Consider the following 21,577-nt stretch of genomic DNA (forward strand, 5'->3'; position numbering starts at 1 on the left):
GTTTTATTTTTTTAATGCAATAATTTCCTTCCTTAAGTTGGGAAGTTCTTTTAAAATGATTGTCCAAATTACCTCATCTGAAATACTATCATATTCATGAGCGATTCGGTTTCTTGTTCCAATTATTTTTTTTGCATTTTTAATAGTGATACCTGAATGTTTATATTTTAAAATTCTGTTAATCGCTTCTCCTATTATTTCAATATTTCGTTCAATTGCTTTTTTTGTTTTTAAATCTTTTTGGTACTCAGAAAAATCAAGATTCTCAGGTAAGAAATCATAAATTTCATCAATCGACCTTTCGACATCCTCAAGCCATGAATTAATTCTATTGTCCATAAATCAGGATTTTTGTTTCATCAAGTTCCTTTTTGAAATATTTATTTTTTATGGCACGGTGTTCAATGAGGTCAATCTGACGTTTTAATAATTTTTCTAGTTTGTCTTTCAGTTCAAAGTATAAATTAGTGTATTCAAATGGGTCATTTTCATCAAAATCTACAACAAAATCATAATCTGATTCATCGTTAAAATCATCTCTAGTTACAGATCCAAAAGCAGCGAAGCTTCTAACTTTGTATTGTTCACAAAGTTTTTTAATCCGATATATATTTTTGTCATTTATATTCATATTTCAAAAATAGTCAAATTTCTAGTGTGTTTGATTTTACATGAATCTTGTTTTGTTTCAATAAATTTTTTGCGAGATATTAAATCGGGTATAAGAATATATTATAATTTTTTTCATGTTTTAGCGATAAGGTCTGAGAACTATTCCTTTTTAATTTTTAATTATTCATTAACTATTTAAAACTTCGAGGCCCCAAAAAGTTAGCGGCAGTCGTTTCAATCAAGTTATCACCTTCGTAAACGCCAATTTCTATTTTATTTCGGTCACCTGATAATGCCGAATTATTAATTTCAACAAATAAAGTACCCTCTGCTAAGCCTTGACTTGGCACATGAAGTTTATCATTAGTCGCAACAATTTTAAGCATGCCTTTATGTGATAGTAATTTAAGCGTGACATCATCAAAATCGCGTGTGGTTTTATTTACCAATTTATAAGTAAATACATTACTAATAATGTTGTTGTCTTTGTGCTCATAAAGTTGCCCCGGAAGTCTTAAAACATTCGCTTCAATATCGTTTCTTAAGAACAACATACCGGTTAATAATCCAGTAAGAATAACTAAAACGGCGGTGTAACCTTTTAAACGAGGTGTGAATTTAAACTTGGCTTTCTTTTCAATTTCTTCCTCACTAGCGTAACGTATCAAACCTTTTGGTAAGTTGATGCTTTCCATAATATGGTCGCATTCATCAATACAGGCGGTACAGTTTACGCATTCTAATTGTGTCCCGTTACGAATGTCTATTCCTGTAGGACAAACATTTACACATTGCTTACAATCAATACAATCACCATGGCCAAGAGCCTCGCGGTCTTCGTTTTTCTTGTACTTTTTTCGTCCATTTTCGGCTTCACCTCTTTTGTGGTCGTAGGCAACAACAATCGATTTTGTATCTAGAAGCACGCCTTGTAGCCTTCCGTAAGGACAAGCGATTATACAGACTTGCTCTCTAAACCAGGCGAAAACAAAGTAAAAAACGGCTGTAAAAATTACGAGTGAAACTAGGGTGCTCAAATGATTACTCGGGCCATCTTTTATGTATTGTATGAGTTTATCACTGCCTATCAAATAAGCAAGAAAGACGTTTGCTATTATGAATGAGATGAGTAAAAATATGAAGAGTTTTAGTCCTTTTTTTCTTATTTTTTCGGCGTTCCAAGGTTGTTTCGCTAAACGCATTTGTTTGCCGCGATCGCCTTCAATCCAATACTCAATACGACGGAATACCATTTCCATGAAAATGGTTTGCGGACAAATCCATCCACAAAATATTCTACCAAAAGCTACAGTAAAAAGCGCAATAAAAATAACGCCAATAAGCATGGAAATTACAAATAAATAAAAATCTTGAGGCCAGAAAGGGAATCCGAATATATTAAAACGACGTTCTAGTACATTGAACATTAAAAACTGATTGCCGTTTACTTTTATAAAAGGTGCAGTTAATAGGAATGCTAATAATAGGTAGCTAACGTATTTGCGGTATTTGTATAATCTTCCGCTAGGTTTTTTAGGAAATACCCAGGCGCGCTTTCCGTCTTTGGTAACCGTACCAATAGAATCTCTAAATGTTTCGTTGTCCGGTGTTTCCAATATTTTTTGAATTTAGACCCCTTGAGCTGGTAACTCAAGAGGTCAATTTAGTTTAATGTGTGATAATCTAGTCTTATTCGTTTATATCTTCAGCAGGTGTTTCTGCTTGTAATGTCGTGTCTATTTGTGTTTCAGCAGTTTCTTCTGTTGATTCAGTAGTTACGGCATCAGCATCAGTTGTTGCTTCAGAACCTTCAGTACCTGCATTGGGATCTACGATAATGTCACCTTCAGCAGCTTTAGGATTTGCAGGTGTTGTGCCTTGAAACGTCATAACGTAACTTGCAACCTGTGCAATCTCTAAAGGTTTTAATTGTGCTTTCCAAGCAATCATCCCTTTTCCTGAACGACCACCTTCCGAAACCGTATGGAAAATACTTTTAATATCCCCGCCTAAAATCCAGTGCGTGTCTGTTAAATTCGGACCAATACCACCGCCACCGTCAGCCATATGACAGGCCACACAGTTGGTGTTGAATATGTTTTTACCCGCAGCTAAATCGGCTGTTTCTGTTAATTGCGTTACCGAATTAACATCTACCAATCCTTTAGCTGTTTTCTTATAAGCGTCTATCGCTACTTTAGCTTCAGCAAGTTCAGTGTCAAACTCTTCAATTTGATTTTGACCGCTAAAAACTTCAAATCTTAAAAGGTAAACGACAGCGAATACAATGGAGATGTAAAAAGCATATTTCCACCAGGGCGGTAAGTCGTTGTCTAATTCTTTTATACCATCATAACTATGGTCTAAAATGATTTCGTCTTCTTTTTCGAGAGGTTTAGATCCTAATAATTTAATGTAGGTTTTCTTTAACCAATCCAGTTGTACTGATTTATTTCTGTCGGCAATAAACTTTGCTTTTGCTTCAGGATCTAATTTTTGAAACATGACATTTTCTAGAGAACCAACAATACCTTCGATAGAAATTAAAATAAATAGCACTAATAGTAAGAACAGCAATACGGCTGGATATTTTACAAAAGCGGGTTGATTTCCAGAATCTACAAAAAATTCGACCGTTCCTAGAATGATAAAAAACAGGACCGGAACACGAATCCAAGATGGAATTAAGTTTCTCATGATATGTCGTCGTTTTGGTGGTTGTCTAATGGTAAATTACTTACTCTATCGATGTAATCTTTTTTAGCGGTAACTACCCACCAAAATAAGGCTACAAAAAAGATGAAAAAGATTAATAAGGAGATGATCGGGTATATTTCTATCCCAGCGATACTCTCCATGTGGTTTTTTATATATTTTAACATGTTTGCAGTTTTTAGGTGGTTATTATTGTGCGGTTTCCACTTTAATATCTGTTCCTAATCGCTGTAAATAAGCAATTATTGCAACGATTTCTCTGTCTTTCATTTCAATGAAATCTTCACCGTTTGCAGCAGCTGCCTTTTTATCAGATTCATATGCAGCTACAAAATCAGGATCTGAATATAAATTCTTCTCAATTTGAGCACCTTGAGCATCCATACTTTGCTGTGCATTGGCGATTTCTTCATCTGTATAAGGAACACCTAGGCTTACCATGGCTTCCATTTTAGCTTCAGTCATCGATTTGTCTAATCGGCTACTTTCTCCAGTAATTAACCATGGGTAACGCGGCATGATAGAACCCGAAGAGGTACTTTGCGGATCGTACATGTGGTTAAAGTGCCAGTTGTCTGAATATTTCTGTCCCACACGGTGTAAGTCTGGCCCGGTACGTTTACTACCCCATAAAAATGGATGATCGTAAACATATTCCCCAGCTTTAGAGTACTCGCCGTAACGTTCAACCTCATGTCTAAAAGGTCTAATCATTTGTGAGTGACATCCAACACAACCTTCTCTAATGTAAATATCACGACCTTCTAATTCTAAAGGTGTGTATGGTTTTACACTAGCAATGGTTGGAATATTCGATTTTACCATAATGGTTGGTACAATCTGGATGACACCACCAATTAGTATAGCAACAGTTGCTAAAATGGTTAATTGAATTGGTCTACGCTCTAACCAGGTATGCCATCCTTCAGAAGCAGTACGTTTGTTTGTTACTTTTTCTAAAGCCGCAGCTTCAGCCAATTCGTCTTCAACAGGTGTTCCTTGTTTAACCGTGGCAATCACGTTATAAACTAAAACGAACATTCCTATGATATATAAGGATCCTCCAATAGCACGCATCCAGTACATTGGCATGATTTCCGTTACGGTTTCTAGAAAGTTTCCGTAAACTAAAGTACCGTCTGGATTAAATTGTTGCCACATGGAGTATTGCGTAAATCCAGCAACATATAATGGTAAGGCGTACATGATAATCCCTAAAGTGCCTAACCAAAAGTGTAAATTAGCTAAGGCCAAAGAATATAATTTTGTTTTAAATAACCTCGGAATTAAATAGTAAATAATTCCAAAGGCCATAAATCCGTTCCATGCTAAAGCACCAACGTGTACGTGAGCAATGATCCAATCGGTAAAGTGGGCAACAGCATTTACGTTTTTTAATGATAACATTGGACCTTCAAAAGTAGCCATACCATAACCTGTAATGGCAACAACTAAAAATTTTAAAACAGGATCGGTACGAACTTTATCCCAAGCACCACGAAGAGTTAGGAGTCCGTTTATCATACCACCCCAAGAAGGCATTAATAACATGATAGAGAAGGCGACACCTAAATTTTGTGCCCATTCTGGTAAAGCGGTATATAATAAGTGGTGCGGTCCTGCCCAGATATAGATAAAGATTAACGACCAAAAGTGTACAATAGAAAGTCTGTAAGAATAAACAGGTCTGTTTGCTGCTTTGGGTACGAAGTAATACATCAATCCTAAAAACGGTGTGGTTAAAAAGAAGGCCACAGCGTTGTGTCCATACCACCATTGTACTAAGGCATCTTGAACTCCTGCGTATACCGAGTAACTTTTCATCGCACTCACTGGCAATTCTAAACTGTTGAAAATATGAAGTACCGCAACGGTAACAAAAGTGGCAATATAGAACCAGATAGCTACGTATAAATGACGTTGTCTACGTTTTAAAATCGTCCAAATCATATTAATACCAAAAACGACCCAAATTACGGCAATAGCGATATCAATAGGCCATTCTAATTCGGCGTATTCTTTTGAAGAGGTGTAACCTAAAGGAAGTGAAATAACGGCAGAAACTATTATAAGTTGCCAACCCCAGAAGTTAATATTACTTAGTAAATCACTAGCCATACGTGCTTTTAGCAAACGCTGCAGGGAATAATAAATACCCGCAAACATGGCATTACCTACGAAGGCAAAAATAACGGCGTTGGTGTGTAATGGTCTTAATCGCCCAAAACTAAGCCATGAAATGCCATCGGTTAGATTTGGGAATAAAAACAAAAAGGCAAGTAGTAAACCTACTGCCATGCCCACCACACCAAAAACTATTGTAGCGTAGATAAATTTGGTTACGATTTTATTATCGTAATGAAACTGTTGCATTTCCATAGTTGAGAATTAGTCTTTTTTGGTTAGAATTGATTTTTTGGGTTTTTCTTTTACGAGTTCGTCTTCAAACAACATACGAACAGAAGGGGTATAGCTATCGTCATATTGTCCGCTTCTTACTGCGACTACAAAGGCAATAAAGAAGCCAACGGCAACTATGATGCTGATTGCTAATAAGATGTATATCACACTCATTTGGTAGTTCTGAATTGTTGTTTAGTGTTCAAATATATTTTGATACGGCATTCTAAAATATGACATTTATCATGTTTTTTCAACCTTATCACGAATTTTTTTTCCTACGAAGTTAGTGCTAATTGTCGTAAATACAACAATGCTTATGGAACTTAAAGGCATTAAAATGGCTGCAATTACTGGTGCTAATTGGCCTGTAACTGCAAAATAGAGTCCGATGCAGTTATAAATTAACGATAAAGCAAAGCTCCATTTTATGATTTTAATAGCCGATTTTGAGGCTTTTATGAAGTTGTATAGCTGATTAAAGCTAGAAGCATCTAAAATAGCGTCGCAAGCCGGAGAAAAAACATTCACATTTTCAGAAATGGCAATACCTACATCACTTTGTGCTAAAGCACCAGCATCGTTTAGTCCGTCGCCTATCATTAAGACCTTGGCGCCTGAAGTTTGATGATGCTTAATGTATTCCAGTTTATCTTCTGGTTTCTGATTAAAAAGCAACTTCGTTTTTGCAGGAAGTAATTTGGTGAGGTTTTCTTGTTCTCCAGAATTGTCCCCTGAAAGAATAACTAAATCGTACTCCTTTTTTAACTGATTAAAAAGTTTAGAAAGGCCTTTGCGGTAGCGGTTATAAAAAGTAAATCGGCCTTTATATTGATTGTTTGTGCTTACATGTACCGCCGTGTTTAAGGTTTCTGTTTCTGAAGTATAACCAACAAAAGCGCCAGAACCAATTTTTATCGAATCTTGATTAGATTGCGCTTCAATACCTTTACCAATATGTTCTTCGTAGTTTTCAATGGTAACAATATCATGTTTGTTTAAAAGCGCATAAAGTGATCTGCTTAAGGGGTGATTAGAGTTTCTTAAGGTGCTTTTTAGAAAAGCCTCTTCATTTGTTGATAATTTTGAACCTTCATAGGCGATTGTGGTTTCTTTATTAGCCGTAATCGTTCCTGTTTTATCAAAAATAATGGTGTTTATTTGTGATAATTGCTCAATTACCGAAGCGTTTTTAGCATAGAATTTCTGCCTGCCAAAAATACGAAGCATATTTCCTAGAGTGAAAGGAGCTGCAAGTGCAATAGCACATGGGCAAGCAATAATAAGTACCGCAGTAAAAACATTCAAGGCTTTAGAGCTGTCGTTTAATAGCCAATATGCCGTAGCGACAAATGCAATGCTTAAAATAGCAATGGTAAATCGTTTACTAATAGTATTCGTTAAAGTTGTAAAAGCATCTTCTTTATTTTTATTGAACACATCGTTGCTCCAAAGCTGGGTTAAATAACTTTGTTCAACACTTTTTAAAACATCAACTTCAATACTGCCTTCAACTTGTTTGCCACCGGCGTATAATTTATCGCCAGATTGCTTTGAAACCGCTTCAGATTCACCGGTAACAAAACTATAATCAATGCGAGCTCTTCCGTTAATTAAAATACAATCAACAGGAATTAATTCTTCGTTTCTAATTAGGAGTCGGTCACCTTTTTGAATGTCATAAACTTGAATGGATTCTTCGTCACCTTCAGCAGTTATTTTAGTGATTCCGATAGGGAAATAAGATTTATAATCGCGTTCAAAAGATAGAAAGCTGTAGGTTTTCTGCTGAAAAAATTTTCCGAGAAGAAGAAAAAATATTAATCCCGCGAGGCTATCAAAAAATCCGGTTCCTAAATCTAGAACGATTTCGGCTGTACTTCTAATAAATAAAACGGCCGCACCCAAAGCTATAGGTACGTCAATATTTAAAATACCTGATTTTAGACCTTTATATGCTGAAATAAAATAATCTTGAGCCGAATAAAAAATTACAGGCAGTGAAAAGGTAAACATGAGCCATCTAAACAATGGTTTAAACTGTTCGAGCCAAAACTCACCGACTTGAAAATATTCAGGAAATGATAGAAACATGATGTTTCCGAAGGCAAAACCTGCAACGCCTAATTTGTAAATAAGCGACCGGTCTACATTCTTTTTTCCAACCGAATAGTCATCTAGGCTGATAAAAGGTTCGTAACCAATGCTGCTAAGTAATTTGACTAATGCTTTTATGGAAATACTTTCAGAATTATAAGTGACACGAACTGTTTTCTTTCCGAAATTAACGATGGAAGCCGTAATGCCAGGGTTCAATTTGTTTAAGTTTTCAAGAACCCAAATACAAGAACTGCAGTGAATATGTGGAATATAAAGTGTAACAATTTGCGTGTGCTCATCGTTAAACTCAAGCAGGGTTTCTACAATTTTAGCATTGTCTAAAAAATTGTATTTGCCTTCAGTTTCTATAGGTGTAGCACCGGGAGCTTGTTGTAAATCGTAATATGAAGTCAAATCGTTTGCCGAAAAGATCTCGTATACCGTTTTACAACCGTTACAACAAAAAGATTTTTCATCATAAATGATTTCCGAAGCTGTTGAATCTAGCCCACAGTGGAAACATGTGTTATGTTCCATAAAAATTTTGCTTGTTTTTTTGTCAATTAACAAAAATGAAAAATGAACAAATCAATACACATGATAATTGTCATGATTTATTTATTTTTACAAAATACAAAATAATAGGTATGAGCAAGTGTGAACAATGTATAATTAAACAGTTTAATTCTTTAAAAGCTTTAACTAAGGATGAGTTGGTGCGTATTTCTTCGTGCAAAACATCGCATACCATTAAAAAAGGAGCAGTTATTTTTGAAGAAGGAGAGGTTTTAAACGGTGTTTATTGTATAAAAGATGGCATTTGTAAACTATCTAAGCTCAGTGAAAACGGCAAGGATCAAATTGTGAAAATGGTTGTAAAAGGGCAACTTTTAGGTCAGCGTTCTTTAATTAGTGAAGAGAGTTCAAACTTGCAAGCTACGGCCTTAAATGATATGGAAGTTTGCTTTATTCCTAAAAGTGAAATTTTTGCCGATTTGCAGAAGAATCCTAAGTTTTCATTCGAAGTGCTCAAAGATATGGCGCACGATTTAAGAGACTCAGACGATATTATTGTGAACATGGCGCAGAAATCAGTACGTCAGCGCTTGGCGGAAACCTTAATATATATTCATGAAAACTTCGGAACCAATCCTGATGATACTTTAAGCGTGCTTTTATCTCGTGAAGATTATGCTGGTATCGTAGGAACCGCAACCGAATCTGCTATTCGTGTGCTTTCTCAGTTTAAAAAAGAAGGTTTAATTGAAGCCGTAGGGAAGTATATAAAAATTATTGACTTCGCAGGTCTGGAGCGTGTGGAGTAATTTCTAGAAGTACTCAGTTACAGTTTTCAGTCTCAGTTGTCGGTTCAACGATTAAACAAATAAACAAAGGGCAATTAATAATTAAAAAGGAATAATTAAAAATTGGCCAGTTGAAAGGAGTAATAAGTCTAATAACAATCTGTGGGAATCTGTGAAATCTGTGTCTAAATTCAGGTAGGTTGTTTAATCGTTTATTTGTTTAACTGTTGAATCGGCGGGAGGAAATCTAGTCCTGGGTTTCAAGTTTCAAGTTTTCATTCCTGACGAAAGAAGAAGTCTTTTCAATTGGAGTTTTTAGTTGAACAGTTACACTTCTGTATGAAACATTAATAACCCTCTGTGCCCCTCTGTGAAATCTCAGCGTAGCTCCGTGTAATAATTTTTCGCAAGAGTAAGCATCCAATAACCAAAAACTAATCACCCCATTTTCATATTTCTAGAAAATTATAGTATTTTTATGGAGCTATGAAAAATAAAAAGACACTACGGAAAGGCTTTGTTTTCAAAACCTTCGAAGCGCCTTATCAATCGCCTTTTGATAAACTTTTTGAGATTTTCAAAGAACTTATCACGCATACTTCAGGTGATTTTGATGAAGCCATAGATTGGTTGCGTGAATTGGATGTGGAATACAAATTAACCACCCCAGAATATACCATAGACGATTTTATTGAAGATCTTAAAAAGAAAGGCTATATACGCGATGAAATTAAACCAGACGGAAAAGGAGGTACGGCTATTACTGCGAAAACTGAACGCGCCATTAGGCAGCAAGCACTAGATCGTATTTTTGGGAATATCAAGCGCAGCGGACAAGGGAATCATAAAAGTAAAACCCCAGGATCTGGCGATGAACATACTGGTGATTTTAGAAATTACCAGTTTGGTGATGCGCTCGATAAAGTCTCTATGACCGAAAGTTTAAAAAATGCGCAAATAAGTCATGGTATTGGTGATTTTATCCTTTCGGAAGACGATTTGGTAGTTGAAGAAACCTTGCATAAGTCGCAAATGAGTACAGTGCTCATGATTGATATTAGCCATAGTATGATCTTATATGGCGAAGATCGTATCACACCAGCCAAAAAAGTGGCTATGGCACTTGCCGAATTAATTACCACACGCTATCCAAAAGACACTTTAGATATTTTGGTTTTTGGAAACGACGCATGGCAAATTGAAATTAAGGATCTGCCTTATTTAAAAGTAGGACCTTATCACACAAACACGGTGGCGGGATTGCAATTGGCCATGGACTTGCTACGCCGAAAACGAAACACCAACAAACAAATTTTTATGATAACCGATGGCAAACCAAGTTGTTTAAGACTTCCCGACGGTGAATATTATAAAAACAGCATGGGCTTAGATGCGCATATCGTCAATAAATGTTATGCTATGGCGCAACAGGCGCGCCGTTTACATATTCCCATAACAACGTTTATGATTGCTCAAGACGCTTATTTACGACAGTTTGTTAGGGAGTTTACACATGCCAATCAAGGAAAAGCCTTTTATACCGGTATTAAAGGTCTAGGCGAAATGATTTTTGAGGATTATGAAACGAATAGGAAGAAACGGATTAGGGGGTAGATAGAAGTTGTCAGTCGCAGTCGCAGTTTTCAGTTAAACAATTAATAAGTTAAGAGTTATGAATTTGAATTTATGTCATTCCGACGTTAGGAGGAATCCTTTAATTTAGAAAAGAGCTGTAAGCTATGGTAGTAGGCCATTTGCTATTGGAAATTAACAATGGAAGTGCCGATTCAACGAATAATCAAATAAACGAATAAACAAAAAAGTAATGAACATAAAAACTTTAGGAGCACTTAAAGCATCAGGATATAAGAGTCAGTCGATAAAAGACGAATTGCGACATAATCTCATTCAGAAAATAAAAAATAAAGAAACTACTTTTGAAGGGGTTCATGGTTATGAAAATACGGTGATTCCCGAATTGGAACGCGCCATTTTATCACGTCATAATATTAATTTGCTAGGACTACGCGGACAAGCAAAAACGCGTTTAGCGCGATTGATGCTAAATCTTTTAGATGAATATATTCCCTATGTGGAAGGTTCAGAAATTAATGACGATCCGTTACAACCAATTTCCAGATTTGCTATAGAGCTGATAAAAGAAAAAGGAGATGATACACCTATTGCTTGGTTACATCGAAGCGAACGTTTTGCCGAAAAGTTAGCCACGCCCGACGTGACGGTAGCCGATATTATTGGTGACGTAGATCCTATTAAAGCCGCCAATTTAAAATTAAGTTATGCCGATGATCGCGTGATTCACTACGGGATGATACCAAGAGCAAACCGTTGCATATTTGTTATTAACGAGTTGCCCGATTTACAGGCACGTATTCAAGTGGCTTTATTCAATATTTTACAGGAAGGCGATATTCAAATTAGAGGGTTTAAACTGCGATTGCCTTTAGATATTCAGTTTTTATTTACTGCAAACCCTGAAGATTATACCAATAGAGGAAGTATCGTAACACCTTTAAAAGATAGAATTGGTTCGCAAATTTTAACGCATTACCCAATAAATGTTGAAACAGCAAGACAAATTACTCAACAAGAAGCGAAACTGGTAGAGGCACAAAAATCTTCAGTAGTCGTTCCAAATTTAGCTCGTGATTTGTTAGAACAAATTGTTTTTGAAGCCCGTGAAAGCGAATACATTGATGCAAAGAGTGGTGTAAGTGCACGTTTAAGTATTACGGCTCTAGAGAATCTATTAAGTACAGCCGAGCGTCGTGCTTTATTGGCAGGCGATGAACAAACAACGGTGCGTTTATCTGATTTTGTTGGAATCATTCCGTCTATTACCGGGAAAGTCGAATTGGTTTATGAAGGTGAGCAGGAAGGTGCTGCGCTAGTGGCTTACAATTTAATAGGTGAGGCTGTAAAAACCATGTTTGTAGAATATTTTCCAAAAATTGAAAAACTTCAAAAGCAAGAAGATGATGGGGAATATGACGATATTGTATCCTGGTTTTTTAATCAGAAGGAAGGTTTTGAGTTGTTAGACGATTCCAAAGACAAAGATTATAAAAGGTTATTAAGTGGTATTTCTCCTTTAGATGATTTGTTAGGAAAACATCAACCGAATTTATCTTTAGAAGACAGTTATTTCGTTAAGGAATTTGTGCTTTGGGCTCTGGTGGAATTCAAACAATTAAGCAAACATAGGTTTACAGAAGGGATGCAGTTTAAAGATCCTTATGGGAGTTTTATAAGTGGAATTTAAGTTTATTTTTAGGTAATTTCCATATTCATGGTATAAGGAGTATATATTTTTAAATACATATTTTCAAGTATGTAATATTTTTATTTCAGTAAAAATAAATTCAGCAGTTCATATCCAATCTGATTGAGGACGCTTTTATGGCTTTTTTTGCTTAATTTAAGCCAATAAACATGTTTTTTTTGGTTGTTTTTGAGTGAAAACAATCGAAAATGCTTAAAAAATGTCTTTCTTATATATGGATACAAACCCTGTTAATAAGAGCACTATTAAGCTCTTGTCTTTCGATATTGACAACACGTTAATAGATTTTCACACTTACAAAAGTAATTTTCGTAAAATTTGGGAACAGTATAAGCCATCAGATGATGTGTTATTAACCTATAACACCGGGCGGCTTATTGATGATGTTTTAAATCTTATAAAAACTAAAGTTTTGCCAGAGCCTGATTATATCATTTCTGGTGTAGGAACGCACATTTATAACTATAATACCCAAAGTGTTGTTAAGGAATTTAATGATATTCTGGATGATGGCTGGAACTTAGATGCTGTTGAAAAAGTTATAAAAGGAATCACGCACCCCATAAGCGACCAACCTGCAAGGTTTCAGCATGCCTACAAAAGAAGTTACTTTTTTCATGATGCTACACCTGCTTTAATTGAAAGTATTGAGCAAGATTTTATCAATGCCAATATGGACATTAATGTGGTGTATTCTGGTGAACAATATTTGGATGTTTTACCTAAATGGGCGAATAAAGGAAACGCTTTACAGTGGTTGCTCAGAAATCTAGATATAGATTCTTGCAACGTTGTAGTGGCGGGCGATAGCGGAAATGATTCGGCTATGTTCGATTTAAAGGATGTTAAAGGTATTGTTGTGGCTAATGCCCATGAAGAACTTTATGCATATACCAAACACCGTAAAGTTTATCATTCTGAAAAGGAACAAGGTGATGGTATTGTTGAAGGTCTGGTTTTTTATGCGGTGTTATCAGAAGAAGCAAATTGTGCCGTAGACGTTGATCATACCGATGATTTTTTTGTTCAGCAGGAATTGAATAATATGGCTACTGAAGATGAAGATGAAAAAATAGCACTTATTAAGGTAGGCTATGAAAAAGCAGTTGAAGCTCTAAAGAAAAACATTACGCCTCTAGGGTTTTCTGCATGTTCTATTGTAGATAATATTACACACGGAACCGATGTCAATTATCATAGTGTTTGGGCTCGAGACGGTGCTATTACTGTGATTGGTTCTCTACCGCTTATTCACGATGAAGAAATTCATAAATGCCAGCGTCAAACCCTTTTAACATTATTAGAACACATTTCTAGAAATGGTCAAATTCCATCGAATGTGCGTATTAAAGACAATGTTCCTGACTACTCAGGAGTAGGAGGGATATGTTCTATAGACAGTGGTATTTGGGTAATTATAGCCTTATATGAATACGTAAATGTAACTAAAGACATTGAGTTCTTAAGAACCCATATTGAAGATATAAAGAAAACCATGAATTGGTTGGGCGCTCACGATAGTAATAATGATGCCTTATTAGAAATTCCTGAAGCTGGAGATTGGACAGATTTATTCGGAAGAAGTTATAACATTCTTTATGATGAAATTTTATGGTACCGTTCTAATGTGTGTTTCGGGCGCATGTTGGAAATGTTAGGCGATTCAGAACAGGCCGGTGAATACATTAGGTGGTCACAGGTGATAAAAAAGGAAATCGTTCAGAATTTCTGGCCCTCTACGAAACAGCAAATGTTTAATTCGGTGTCTTTTGCCGAAAAACAATTCACCTTAGGAGATACCTCTTATTTAATTGCACAAACCACACCTTTTGATTTTAGCTGGCGCTGTGATACCTTAGGAAACATCCTAGCATTCTTACATGGTACGGTAGATTCAGAAAAGGCTCATCAAACCTTTCGATTTATGTTAGGAGCTGGAGTGAATGATCCGTTCCCTGTGGCTAATGTGTATCCGGTGGTTATGCCAGGAGATCCCGATTGGCGTCCTTACTACACCGTAAACCTTTTAAACTTACCAAATCATTATCATAATGGTGGTATTTGGCCATTCGTAGGTGGTTTTTGGGTGAAGTTTGTGAATAAATTAGGTCAAAAAGAAATGGCTATTTCAGAACTGTATAAACTCGCTTTAATTAATAAAGAAGGGATGAGTGAAGAATGGGAATTCACAGAATGGGCACATGGTGTTACCGGAAAACCAATGGGGAAAGCCTACCAAGCTTGGTCTGCGGCGCAGTACATTTCAGCTTGTCACGATTTAAAAATAACTAAATAAAAACTAAAAAATAGAATACATGAAGTCAATATTAATGATCTCGTTGCACGGATATGTTGCAGCAAACCCAGAATTAGGAAAACCAGATACCGGCGGACAAGTAGTTTATGTTTTAGAGCTCGCAGAACGTTTTAGTCGTTTAGGACGTAATGTCGATTTAGTAACGCGTCAGTTTGAAGATCAGCCTGAATATGATGAGGTTAATGAAAATTATAATGTTTGGCGTATCCCTTTCGGTGGAAAAAAATTCATCAGAAAAGAAGATATGCATGATCATCTTAAAGCCTTTGTTACAAATACTTTAGCGGCGATTAAAAAGGAACGCAAAAAATATGATATCGTGTATTCTCATTATTGGGATGCAGGATGGGCCGGACAAAAAATTGCTGAAGAATTAGGGATTTCGCACGTACACACGCCGCATTCCTTAGGATGGTGGAAACAGCACTCTATGGGAAGTGATATGGATGAAAAGGAAATGGAGAAAACCTACCGTTTCAAAGAGCGTATTCGAAAAGAATATTTCGTGTATCAAATGTGTAATTATGTGATTGCAACTACTTTACCTCAGGTTGATTTGTTAACCCAGCAGTATGATGTTTTAGCGCGTAACTGTGGCATGATTCCTCCAGGAATTGATGAAAACCGCTTTTATCCCGTTCCAACAAAGGAGAATGATAAAATACGACTCAAATATGACATTCATCCTACCGATATTTTGGCATTAGGGCGTATGGCTCATAATAAGGGTTACGACTTGTTAATTAAGGCCTTGCCAACTGTTTTTGATCTTTGTCCTGAAGCACGATTAGTTGCGGCTGTTGGTGGAGACTCTAAACAAGATAAGCAAGGGGTTGAAAATTTGGTTAAGTTAGCCACAGAATTAGGGGTTGCCGATAAAATTAAATGGAAAAATTATATTGCAGATGAAGATTTAGCAAACGTTTACCGTTCGGCAAATATTTTTGCCATGCCTTCTAGGTATGAACCTTTCGGAATGGTAGCTATTGAAGCCATGGCTTGCGGAACACCAAGTGTGGTGACTGTTCACGGTGGTTTGTATGATTTAATTGATTTTGGAAATCAAGCTTTGTTTGCCGATCCGCATCGTCCGGTTGAATTTGGAGCGATGATGTCAATGCCTTTATTATATCCGAATTTAAGAAATGAACTGTCTGTGGAAGGAGCTCGTTTTGCACGACGTAATTTTGGGTGGACGGGTATTGCTAAACGTATTTTAGAAATATTTAAAAACTCTATTAATCAGCAAACCATGGAATCGAATATTTATTAAAAAGCATCACGTGGGGTATAGAGATTATGGTCATTAGCTTGAGCCGATTGTTGTCAGTTTTAGCAGACTATTGTCAGCTTGTTGAGCACAGTCGAAAGCGTTTCTGAGTAAGACGGTGTTCGAGCGGAGTCGAGAACATTGATACTATAAAACTGAATTCAATATCGACTCTACTATCATTGAGTGATAAGACCCTTCAGGTTTTTGAAACCTGAAGGGTCTGCAAACCAAAAAATAAATCACATCAATATCACCGTTTTACAAAATTTTTGTAGGATGCCTCGATCTGACGCCTAACCTAGCGCTTAATTTTATTGGCTTATAAATTTCTGATTTCAGAAAACAATTAAAGAAATAATAAAGTTGAAATGCTGAAACAAGTTCAGTATAACGAAAATTAATAAAAATTAAGACATGTCCAATATTGTTTGTTTTGGAGAAGTACTCTGGGATGTTTTTCCAGAGCATAAAAAAATAGGAGGAGCGCCATTAAATGTAGCTTTAAGATTGGCGTCGTTTGAACACAACGTTTCGATGATTAGTGCCGTTGGTCATGATGAGCTTGGTACGACTTTGTTGAAATTTGTTGAAGAAAATAATATAAATACAGAGCATGTTCAAAAGTTAGAAGACTTTAAAACTGGCGATGTTCAAGTGGTTTTAAGTGATAAAGGTTCTGCCAGTTACACCATTGAATATCCACGTGCATGGGATAAAATTACCGTGGTAGATGCTGCAGTATTAACCGTTAAAAATGCAGATGCTTTTGTTTTTGGTAGTTTAGCCACTCGTGATGCTATTTCTAAACAAACGCTTTATGACTTAATCGAAGTGGCTTCGTATAAAATTTTCGATCTCAATTTGCGTCCGCCATTTTATAACATCGATATTTTAATTTATCTCATGAATAAAGCTGATTTTATTAAGTTTAACGATGATGAACTTTTTGAAGTGAGCGCTTATCTAGGGTCTAAATTCAACGGATTGGAACAAAATTTAATGCTTATTGCTGAAAAAACAAACACGAAGCATATTTGTGTTACCAAAGGTTCGCATGGTGCCGTTTTGTTATACGATAACCAATTATACTATAATAGTGGTTATCAAATAGAAGTGAAAGATACGGTTGGTGCAGGCGATTCTTTTTTAGCATCGCTAGTGAGTCAGCTATTAAATAATATAGAACCGCAAATGGCAATTAACTTTGCAAGTGCGGTTGGTGCGCTTGTCGCGGAAAGAGAAGGGGCTAATCCTAAGTTATCTACTTTTGATATTGAGACGTTTATTAATCCGAAGTAGCTGCTTAGTTATAAGGCTGAGGTTACAACTAAAAAATATTATTACGCAGAGAATCACAGAGGATTTCACAGAGGCGCGCTAAGCTTTCTTTTTGACACGAATTTCACTAATGCTCACGAATTTTACGTGTTAAATTTTTGCGGCTTAGCGTCTTCGCAAGAAATTATGTTAGTTTTTAGTTTTTGAAGCTTACTCTTTCGAGATTATAACACGGAGGTATACAGAGAATTCACAGTGACTCACTCAGATTTTTTTAGACACAGATTTCACAGATTTTCACAGATGAAATGACTTTGCAGACCCTTCAGGTTTTTAAAACCTGAAGGGTCTTTTGTTACTAAAAAATATCTTAATCCAGATGAATTCAGAATAGCCTAAAATCTATTTATTTAAACCAAAAAAGTCTGAACCGAAGTCCAGACTTTTTATATTATTAACTTGTAATTAGAAATTATTTGATCTCTACAAGCTCTAAATCGAATGTTAAATCTTGACCAGCTAAAGGGTGATTTGCATCAACGATGATGTATTCATCATGTACTTCAGCAACTCTAAATTGAACTTCTCTACCATCAGGATCTTTAGATGCTAAGCCCATCCCAACTTCAGGAGCCATATCTTGAGGTAATTGTTCTTTTTTTACTTCATATAATAATTCTTGACGCACATCTCCGTAAGCTTCAGCAACAGGAATGTTAACTGTCTTTTTCTCGTTTACTTTCATGTCAATAATACCTGCTTCAAAACCAGGAATAAGCATACCTTGACCTAGAGTTACTTCTAAAGGTTCTCTTTCCAAAGAGCTGTCAAAAACTTGACCATTTCCTAATTTTCCTGTGTAATGAACTTTTACGGTATCATTTTCTTTTACTTGACTCATAAATAATTATGTTTACTGTTTTAATAAATCGAAGGGCAAAGCTACAATTTATGAATTGAACGTCACAGTTTTATACGTTAAATACTGTTAATTGTTGACTTTGTGATGCTTAGGTTTCTGTAGAAGACATTACTAAGTCCTTGTATGTAAATAAATGAAGGTTTTAAGGTTTAGGATGCCTTACGGGGAATTCAATCACTTCTAAATTATCAATTTTCTGGCCATCTATAGTAAAGCGCAGCATGGTTCTCACTTTGTGAAATCCGTGTTTACCAACAGCTCCAGGATTCATATGAATTAAGTTCAGCTTTTTGTCTGGCATCACCTTTAGAATATGGGAGTGCCCACAAATGAATAAACGAGGAGGGTTGACTTTAATTTCATCTATTACTCTCACATTATATTTAGGTGGGTAGCCACCAATGTGGGTGATCCAAACATCAACACCTTCACACATAAAACGGTTGTGTTCTGGAAATTCTACGCGAATTTCAGCGTCATCAATATTGCCGTAAACACCCCGAAGCGGCTTTAGCTTTTTAATAGCATCGGTCACTTGTAAATCACCTATGTCACCAGCATGCCAAACTTCATCTGCTTGTTTTACATATTTTAAAATATCAGCGTCCATATAGCTGTGCGTATCGGAAAGCAGTAGGATTTTAGTCATGAAAATCTTTTAATATAGAATTAAGATGCAGACTTCTTAAGAAGCATAAAACTGCCTATCTTTGTTGATTGAACAAATGTATTAAAATTGAGATATTTTTTAGAACTTTCTTATAACGGAAAACCTTATCACGGTTGGCAAAATCAGCCCAATGCGATTTCAGTGCAAGAGGTTTTAGAAAAGGCCTTATCAACTATTCTGGGAGAAGCTATTTCAATCATGGGTGCGGGCAGAACAGATGCTGGTGTACATGCTTCGCAAATGTTTGCACATTTTGATACCGATGTTGTTTTTGAAAACAGCAATTTACTTTATAAGCTTAATTCATATTTGCCAATAGATATTGCAGTTCATGATGTTTTTAAGGTTAAGCCCGAAGCCCATACGCGATTTAATGCGTTAAGTAGACAGTATTTGTATCGTATTACGACCAAAAAAAATGTATTTCAATACCAAAATACGTATTTCGTAAAGAAGCCTTTAGATATTGATAAAATGAATGCTGCGTGTCAGGTGTTATTTCAATACAAGGATTTTCAATGCTTTTCAAAAAGTAATACCGATGTGAAAACTTATAATTGTGACATCATGAAAGCAGAATGGTTTTATAAAGATGATGAGCTTCATTTTATTATCAAAGCCGATCGTTTTTTGCGTAACATGGTACGTGCGATTGTTGGAACTATGATCAACATCGGATTAGGGAAAATGGAAGTTGAAGCATTACATGATATTATCAAATCTAAAAGTAGGTGTGAAGCCGGTTTTTCGGTACCAGCACACGGTTTGTTTTTAACGCATATTGAATACCCAGAAGATATAAGATATTAAGACTTTAGATGAGTAAACCAAAAGAAAATTTATTTGACTTTCAGCTTTTTAAGCGGCTTTTTGACTATATAAAACCTTATAGAACGGTTTTTTATGGTCTTATTGTATGTGTGATTTTGTTGGCAATTTTTAGTGCAGCAACACCTTATTTAACCAAATATGCCATAGATGAAAGTATCACCAAAAAGGAAGAGAGAGACTTTTTGTTTTATGTGGTTATCATGCTGGCGGTACTTTTAATTTCAACCGTCCTTCAGTTGTTATTTATCTATTACGCCACATGGTTAGGTCAGAATTTAGTGGTTGATGTGCGTATAAAATTATTCAACCATTTACTGCGGTTTAAAATGAAGTATTACGATAATTCTTCGGTAGGGGTTTTAATCACCAGAGCAGTAACCGATATGGAACGTATTGCAGATATTTTTGGTCAGGGATTATTTATGATTGTTCGTGATTTATTGACTATGCTTGTTGTTTTTGGGGTTATGGTGTATATCAATTTTCAGCTAAGTTTGATTGTTTTTGCCATGTTACCACTGTTGTTATACGCGACACGTGTGTTTCAGAAGTATATGAAAAAGGCTTTTGAAGAAGTACGAAATGAAGTCTCAAATTTAAATTCCTTTGTGCAAGAGCGTTTAACTGGAATGAAAATTTTGCAACTTTTTACGCGTGAAGATATAGAATATAAAAATTTCAAAGCCATTAACGAACGTCATAAAAAAGGCTGGTTAAAAACCGTTTGGTATAACTCTATTTTCTTTCCCTTGGCCGATTTATCAGCGTCAATTACTATTGGTTTAGTAGCTTGGTATGGTGGATTAAACGTTGTTATGGAAGATAGCACTGTCTCTCAAGGTGATTTAGTAGCCTTCATAATGTTCGTACCCATGCTTTTTAGGCCTTTACGACAAATAGCCGATAAATTTAATACCCTTCAAATGGGGATGGTAGCCGCTAACAGAGTTTTTAAAGTGATTGATACCACCTCTCAAATTGATGACCATGGTACACATGTTGCCGATAATTTTAAAGGTGCGATTGCTTTTGATAAGGTTTATTTTAATTACGTTGAAGATGAAACCGTTTTAAAAGGGATTTCCTTTGATGTGAAAGCAGGTGAAACCATTGCTATTGTTGGAGCAACTGGAGCAGGGAAATCAACCATTATAAATTTACTAAACCGTTTTTATGAAATTAAATCGGGCGTTATTTCTGTTGATGGTGTCGATATAAAACAAGTAACTTTAGCTTCCTTAAGAACGCAAATAGCTGTGGTATTGCAAGATGTATTTTTGTTTGCAGATACCATTATGAATAACATAACCTTAAATCACCCAGAAATTACTGAAGAGCAAGTGTTTCAAGCGGCGAAAGATATTGGAATTCACGATTTTATTATGTCCCTTCCAAATGGTTATAATTATAATGTGAAAGAACGTGGTGTCATGTTGTCTTCGGGGCAGCGTCAACTCATTTCCTTTTTACGTGCTTATGTCACCAATCCAAGTATTTTAGTATTGGATGAAGCAACATCATCGGTTGATTCCTATTCAGAACAACTCATTCAAACAGCAACCGATAAAATCACCAAAGGCAGAACTTCCATCGTGATTGCCCATCGTTTAGCAACCATTCAAAAAGCAGATAAAATTCTTGTTATGGATGCTGGTGAAATTGTAGAACAAGGCACGCACGAGCAATTACTCAAAAAAGAAAACGGTTACTACAAAAACTTGTATGAAGTGCAGTTTTTGAAGGAACATGTGGCTTAGAGGAGGGTTATTTATTGTTGTTCATTAACACACTCAGCCGAAAACTAATTCTGAATCTAAATTATTTAAATATTTTTTCTTAACTTTGTATCCA

At 35.8% G+C, this 21,577-nt stretch carries 18 protein-coding genes; 8 read left to right on the top strand and 10 right to left on the bottom strand.

The genetic code is table 11. The features are described from left to right. Positions 1-3: 3 nt before the first annotated feature. The 8 genes from Q4566_RS00670 to Q4566_RS00705 form a co-directional block, all read right to left on the bottom strand. The gene (locus tag Q4566_RS00670) at positions 4-339 is read right to left on the bottom strand and encodes a DUF86 domain-containing protein (RefSeq protein ID WP_303417241.1); all 336 of its coding nucleotides are present in this window, start codon (positions 337-339) and stop codon (positions 4-6) included. Beyond that, positions 329-631 (bottom strand): nucleotidyltransferase family protein, encoded by a 303-nt coding sequence (locus tag Q4566_RS00675; RefSeq protein WP_303417243.1) that lies wholly within the window; start codon positions 629-631, stop codon positions 329-331. The genes Q4566_RS00670 and Q4566_RS00675 overlap by 11 nt, the downstream gene beginning before the upstream one ends. Positions 632-803: 172 nt before the next feature. Then, on the bottom strand, positions 804-2,228 hold the full coding sequence (gene ccoG / locus Q4566_RS00680) for a cytochrome c oxidase accessory protein CcoG (protein ID WP_303417245.1): 1,425 nt from the start codon (positions 2,226-2,228) through the stop codon (positions 804-806). Between the two features lie 73 nt (positions 2,229-2,301). Further along, positions 2,302-3,309 (bottom strand): cbb3-type cytochrome c oxidase N-terminal domain-containing protein, encoded by a 1,008-nt coding sequence (locus Q4566_RS00685; protein WP_303417246.1) that lies wholly within the window; start codon positions 3,307-3,309, stop codon positions 2,302-2,304. Then, positions 3,306-3,494, bottom strand: coding sequence for a CcoQ/FixQ family Cbb3-type cytochrome c oxidase assembly chaperone (locus tag Q4566_RS00690; protein ID WP_303417247.1), 189 nt, complete (start codon positions 3,492-3,494; stop codon positions 3,306-3,308). Before Q4566_RS00690 ends, Q4566_RS00685 begins: the two co-directional genes overlap by 4 nt. 22 nt (positions 3,495-3,516) lie before the next feature. Continuing rightward, positions 3,517-5,706, bottom strand: coding sequence for a cytochrome-c oxidase, cbb3-type subunit I (gene ccoN / locus Q4566_RS00695; RefSeq protein WP_303417248.1), 2,190 nt, complete (start codon positions 5,704-5,706; stop codon positions 3,517-3,519). 9 nt (positions 5,707-5,715) lie between these two features. Further along, positions 5,716-5,901: a cbb3-type cytochrome oxidase assembly protein CcoS gene (gene ccoS / locus Q4566_RS00700; protein ID WP_303417250.1), complete on the bottom strand. Its 186-nt coding sequence runs from the start codon at positions 5,899-5,901 to the stop codon at positions 5,716-5,718. A 69-nt stretch (positions 5,902-5,970) separates the two neighbouring features. Continuing rightward, positions 5,971-8,364 carry a heavy metal translocating P-type ATPase metal-binding domain-containing protein gene (locus Q4566_RS00705; protein WP_303417253.1) on the bottom strand — a complete coding sequence of 798 codons (2,394 nt, stop codon included), beginning with the start codon at positions 8,362-8,364 and terminating at the stop codon, positions 5,971-5,973. Positions 8,365-8,474: 110 nt separating this feature from the next. On the opposite strand from Q4566_RS00705, the gene Q4566_RS00710 reads away from it, so the two are divergent. The 6 genes from Q4566_RS00710 (at position 8,475) to Q4566_RS00735 (ending at position 17,324) form a co-directional block, all read left to right on the top strand. Next, positions 8,475-9,152, top strand: a complete 678-nt coding sequence (locus Q4566_RS00710; RefSeq protein ID WP_303418110.1) for a Crp/Fnr family transcriptional regulator — start codon at positions 8,475-8,477, stop codon at positions 9,150-9,152. Positions 9,153-9,617: 465 nt separating this feature from the next. After that, the gene (locus Q4566_RS00715) at positions 9,618-10,745 is read left to right on the top strand and encodes a VWA domain-containing protein (protein WP_303417255.1); all 1,128 of its coding nucleotides are present in this window, start codon (positions 9,618-9,620) and stop codon (positions 10,743-10,745) included. 211 nt (positions 10,746-10,956) lie between these two features. Next, the gene (locus tag Q4566_RS00720; protein ID WP_303417257.1) at positions 10,957-12,414 is read left to right on the top strand and encodes a magnesium chelatase; all 1,458 of its coding nucleotides are present in this window, start codon (positions 10,957-10,959) and stop codon (positions 12,412-12,414) included. A 220-nt stretch (positions 12,415-12,634) separates the two neighbouring features. Next, positions 12,635-14,731 carry an HAD-IIB family hydrolase gene (locus Q4566_RS00725; RefSeq protein WP_303417259.1) on the top strand — a complete coding sequence of 699 codons (2,097 nt, stop codon included), beginning with the start codon at positions 12,635-12,637 and terminating at the stop codon, positions 14,729-14,731. Positions 14,732-14,750: 19 nt separating this feature from the next. Continuing rightward, entirely contained in the window at positions 14,751-16,025 is a 1,275-nt protein-coding gene (locus Q4566_RS00730; protein ID WP_303417261.1) for a glycosyltransferase, read from the top strand. Between the two features lie 414 nt (positions 16,026-16,439). After that, entirely contained in the window at positions 16,440-17,324 is an 885-nt protein-coding gene (locus Q4566_RS00735; RefSeq protein WP_303417263.1) for a carbohydrate kinase family protein, read from the top strand. A gap of 451 nt (positions 17,325-17,775) precedes the next feature. Here Q4566_RS00735 and Q4566_RS00740 read toward each other — a convergent pair whose 3' ends face one another. Together Q4566_RS00740 and Q4566_RS00745 are read right to left on the bottom strand one after the other, a co-directional pair. Then, positions 17,776-18,204 carry a peptidylprolyl isomerase gene (locus tag Q4566_RS00740; RefSeq protein ID WP_216068179.1) on the bottom strand — a complete coding sequence of 143 codons (429 nt, stop codon included), beginning with the start codon at positions 18,202-18,204 and terminating at the stop codon, positions 17,776-17,778. Positions 18,205-18,367: 163 nt separating this feature from the next. After that, a complete protein-coding gene (locus tag Q4566_RS00745) occupies positions 18,368-18,874 on the bottom strand; it encodes a metallophosphoesterase (protein WP_303417267.1) in 507 nt (168 codons plus the stop codon). A gap of 87 nt (positions 18,875-18,961) precedes the next feature. On the opposite strand from Q4566_RS00745, the gene truA reads away from it, so the two are divergent. Both truA and Q4566_RS00755 read left to right on the top strand, forming a co-directional pair. Continuing rightward, complete coding sequence (gene truA, locus Q4566_RS00750; protein WP_303417269.1) at positions 18,962-19,705, top strand: tRNA pseudouridine(38-40) synthase TruA; 744 nt, start codon at positions 18,962-18,964, stop codon at positions 19,703-19,705. A gap of 8 nt (positions 19,706-19,713) precedes the next feature. Further along, positions 19,714-21,483, top strand: a complete 1,770-nt coding sequence (locus Q4566_RS00755) for an ABC transporter ATP-binding protein (protein ID WP_303417271.1) — start codon at positions 19,714-19,716, stop codon at positions 21,481-21,483. Positions 21,484-21,577: the final 94 nt, after the last annotated feature.

The sequence above is a fragment of the Tamlana sp. 2_MG-2023 genome, from assembly GCF_030548465.1.
Taxonomy (GTDB): Bacteria; Bacteroidota; Bacteroidia; order Flavobacteriales; family Flavobacteriaceae; genus Pseudotamlana.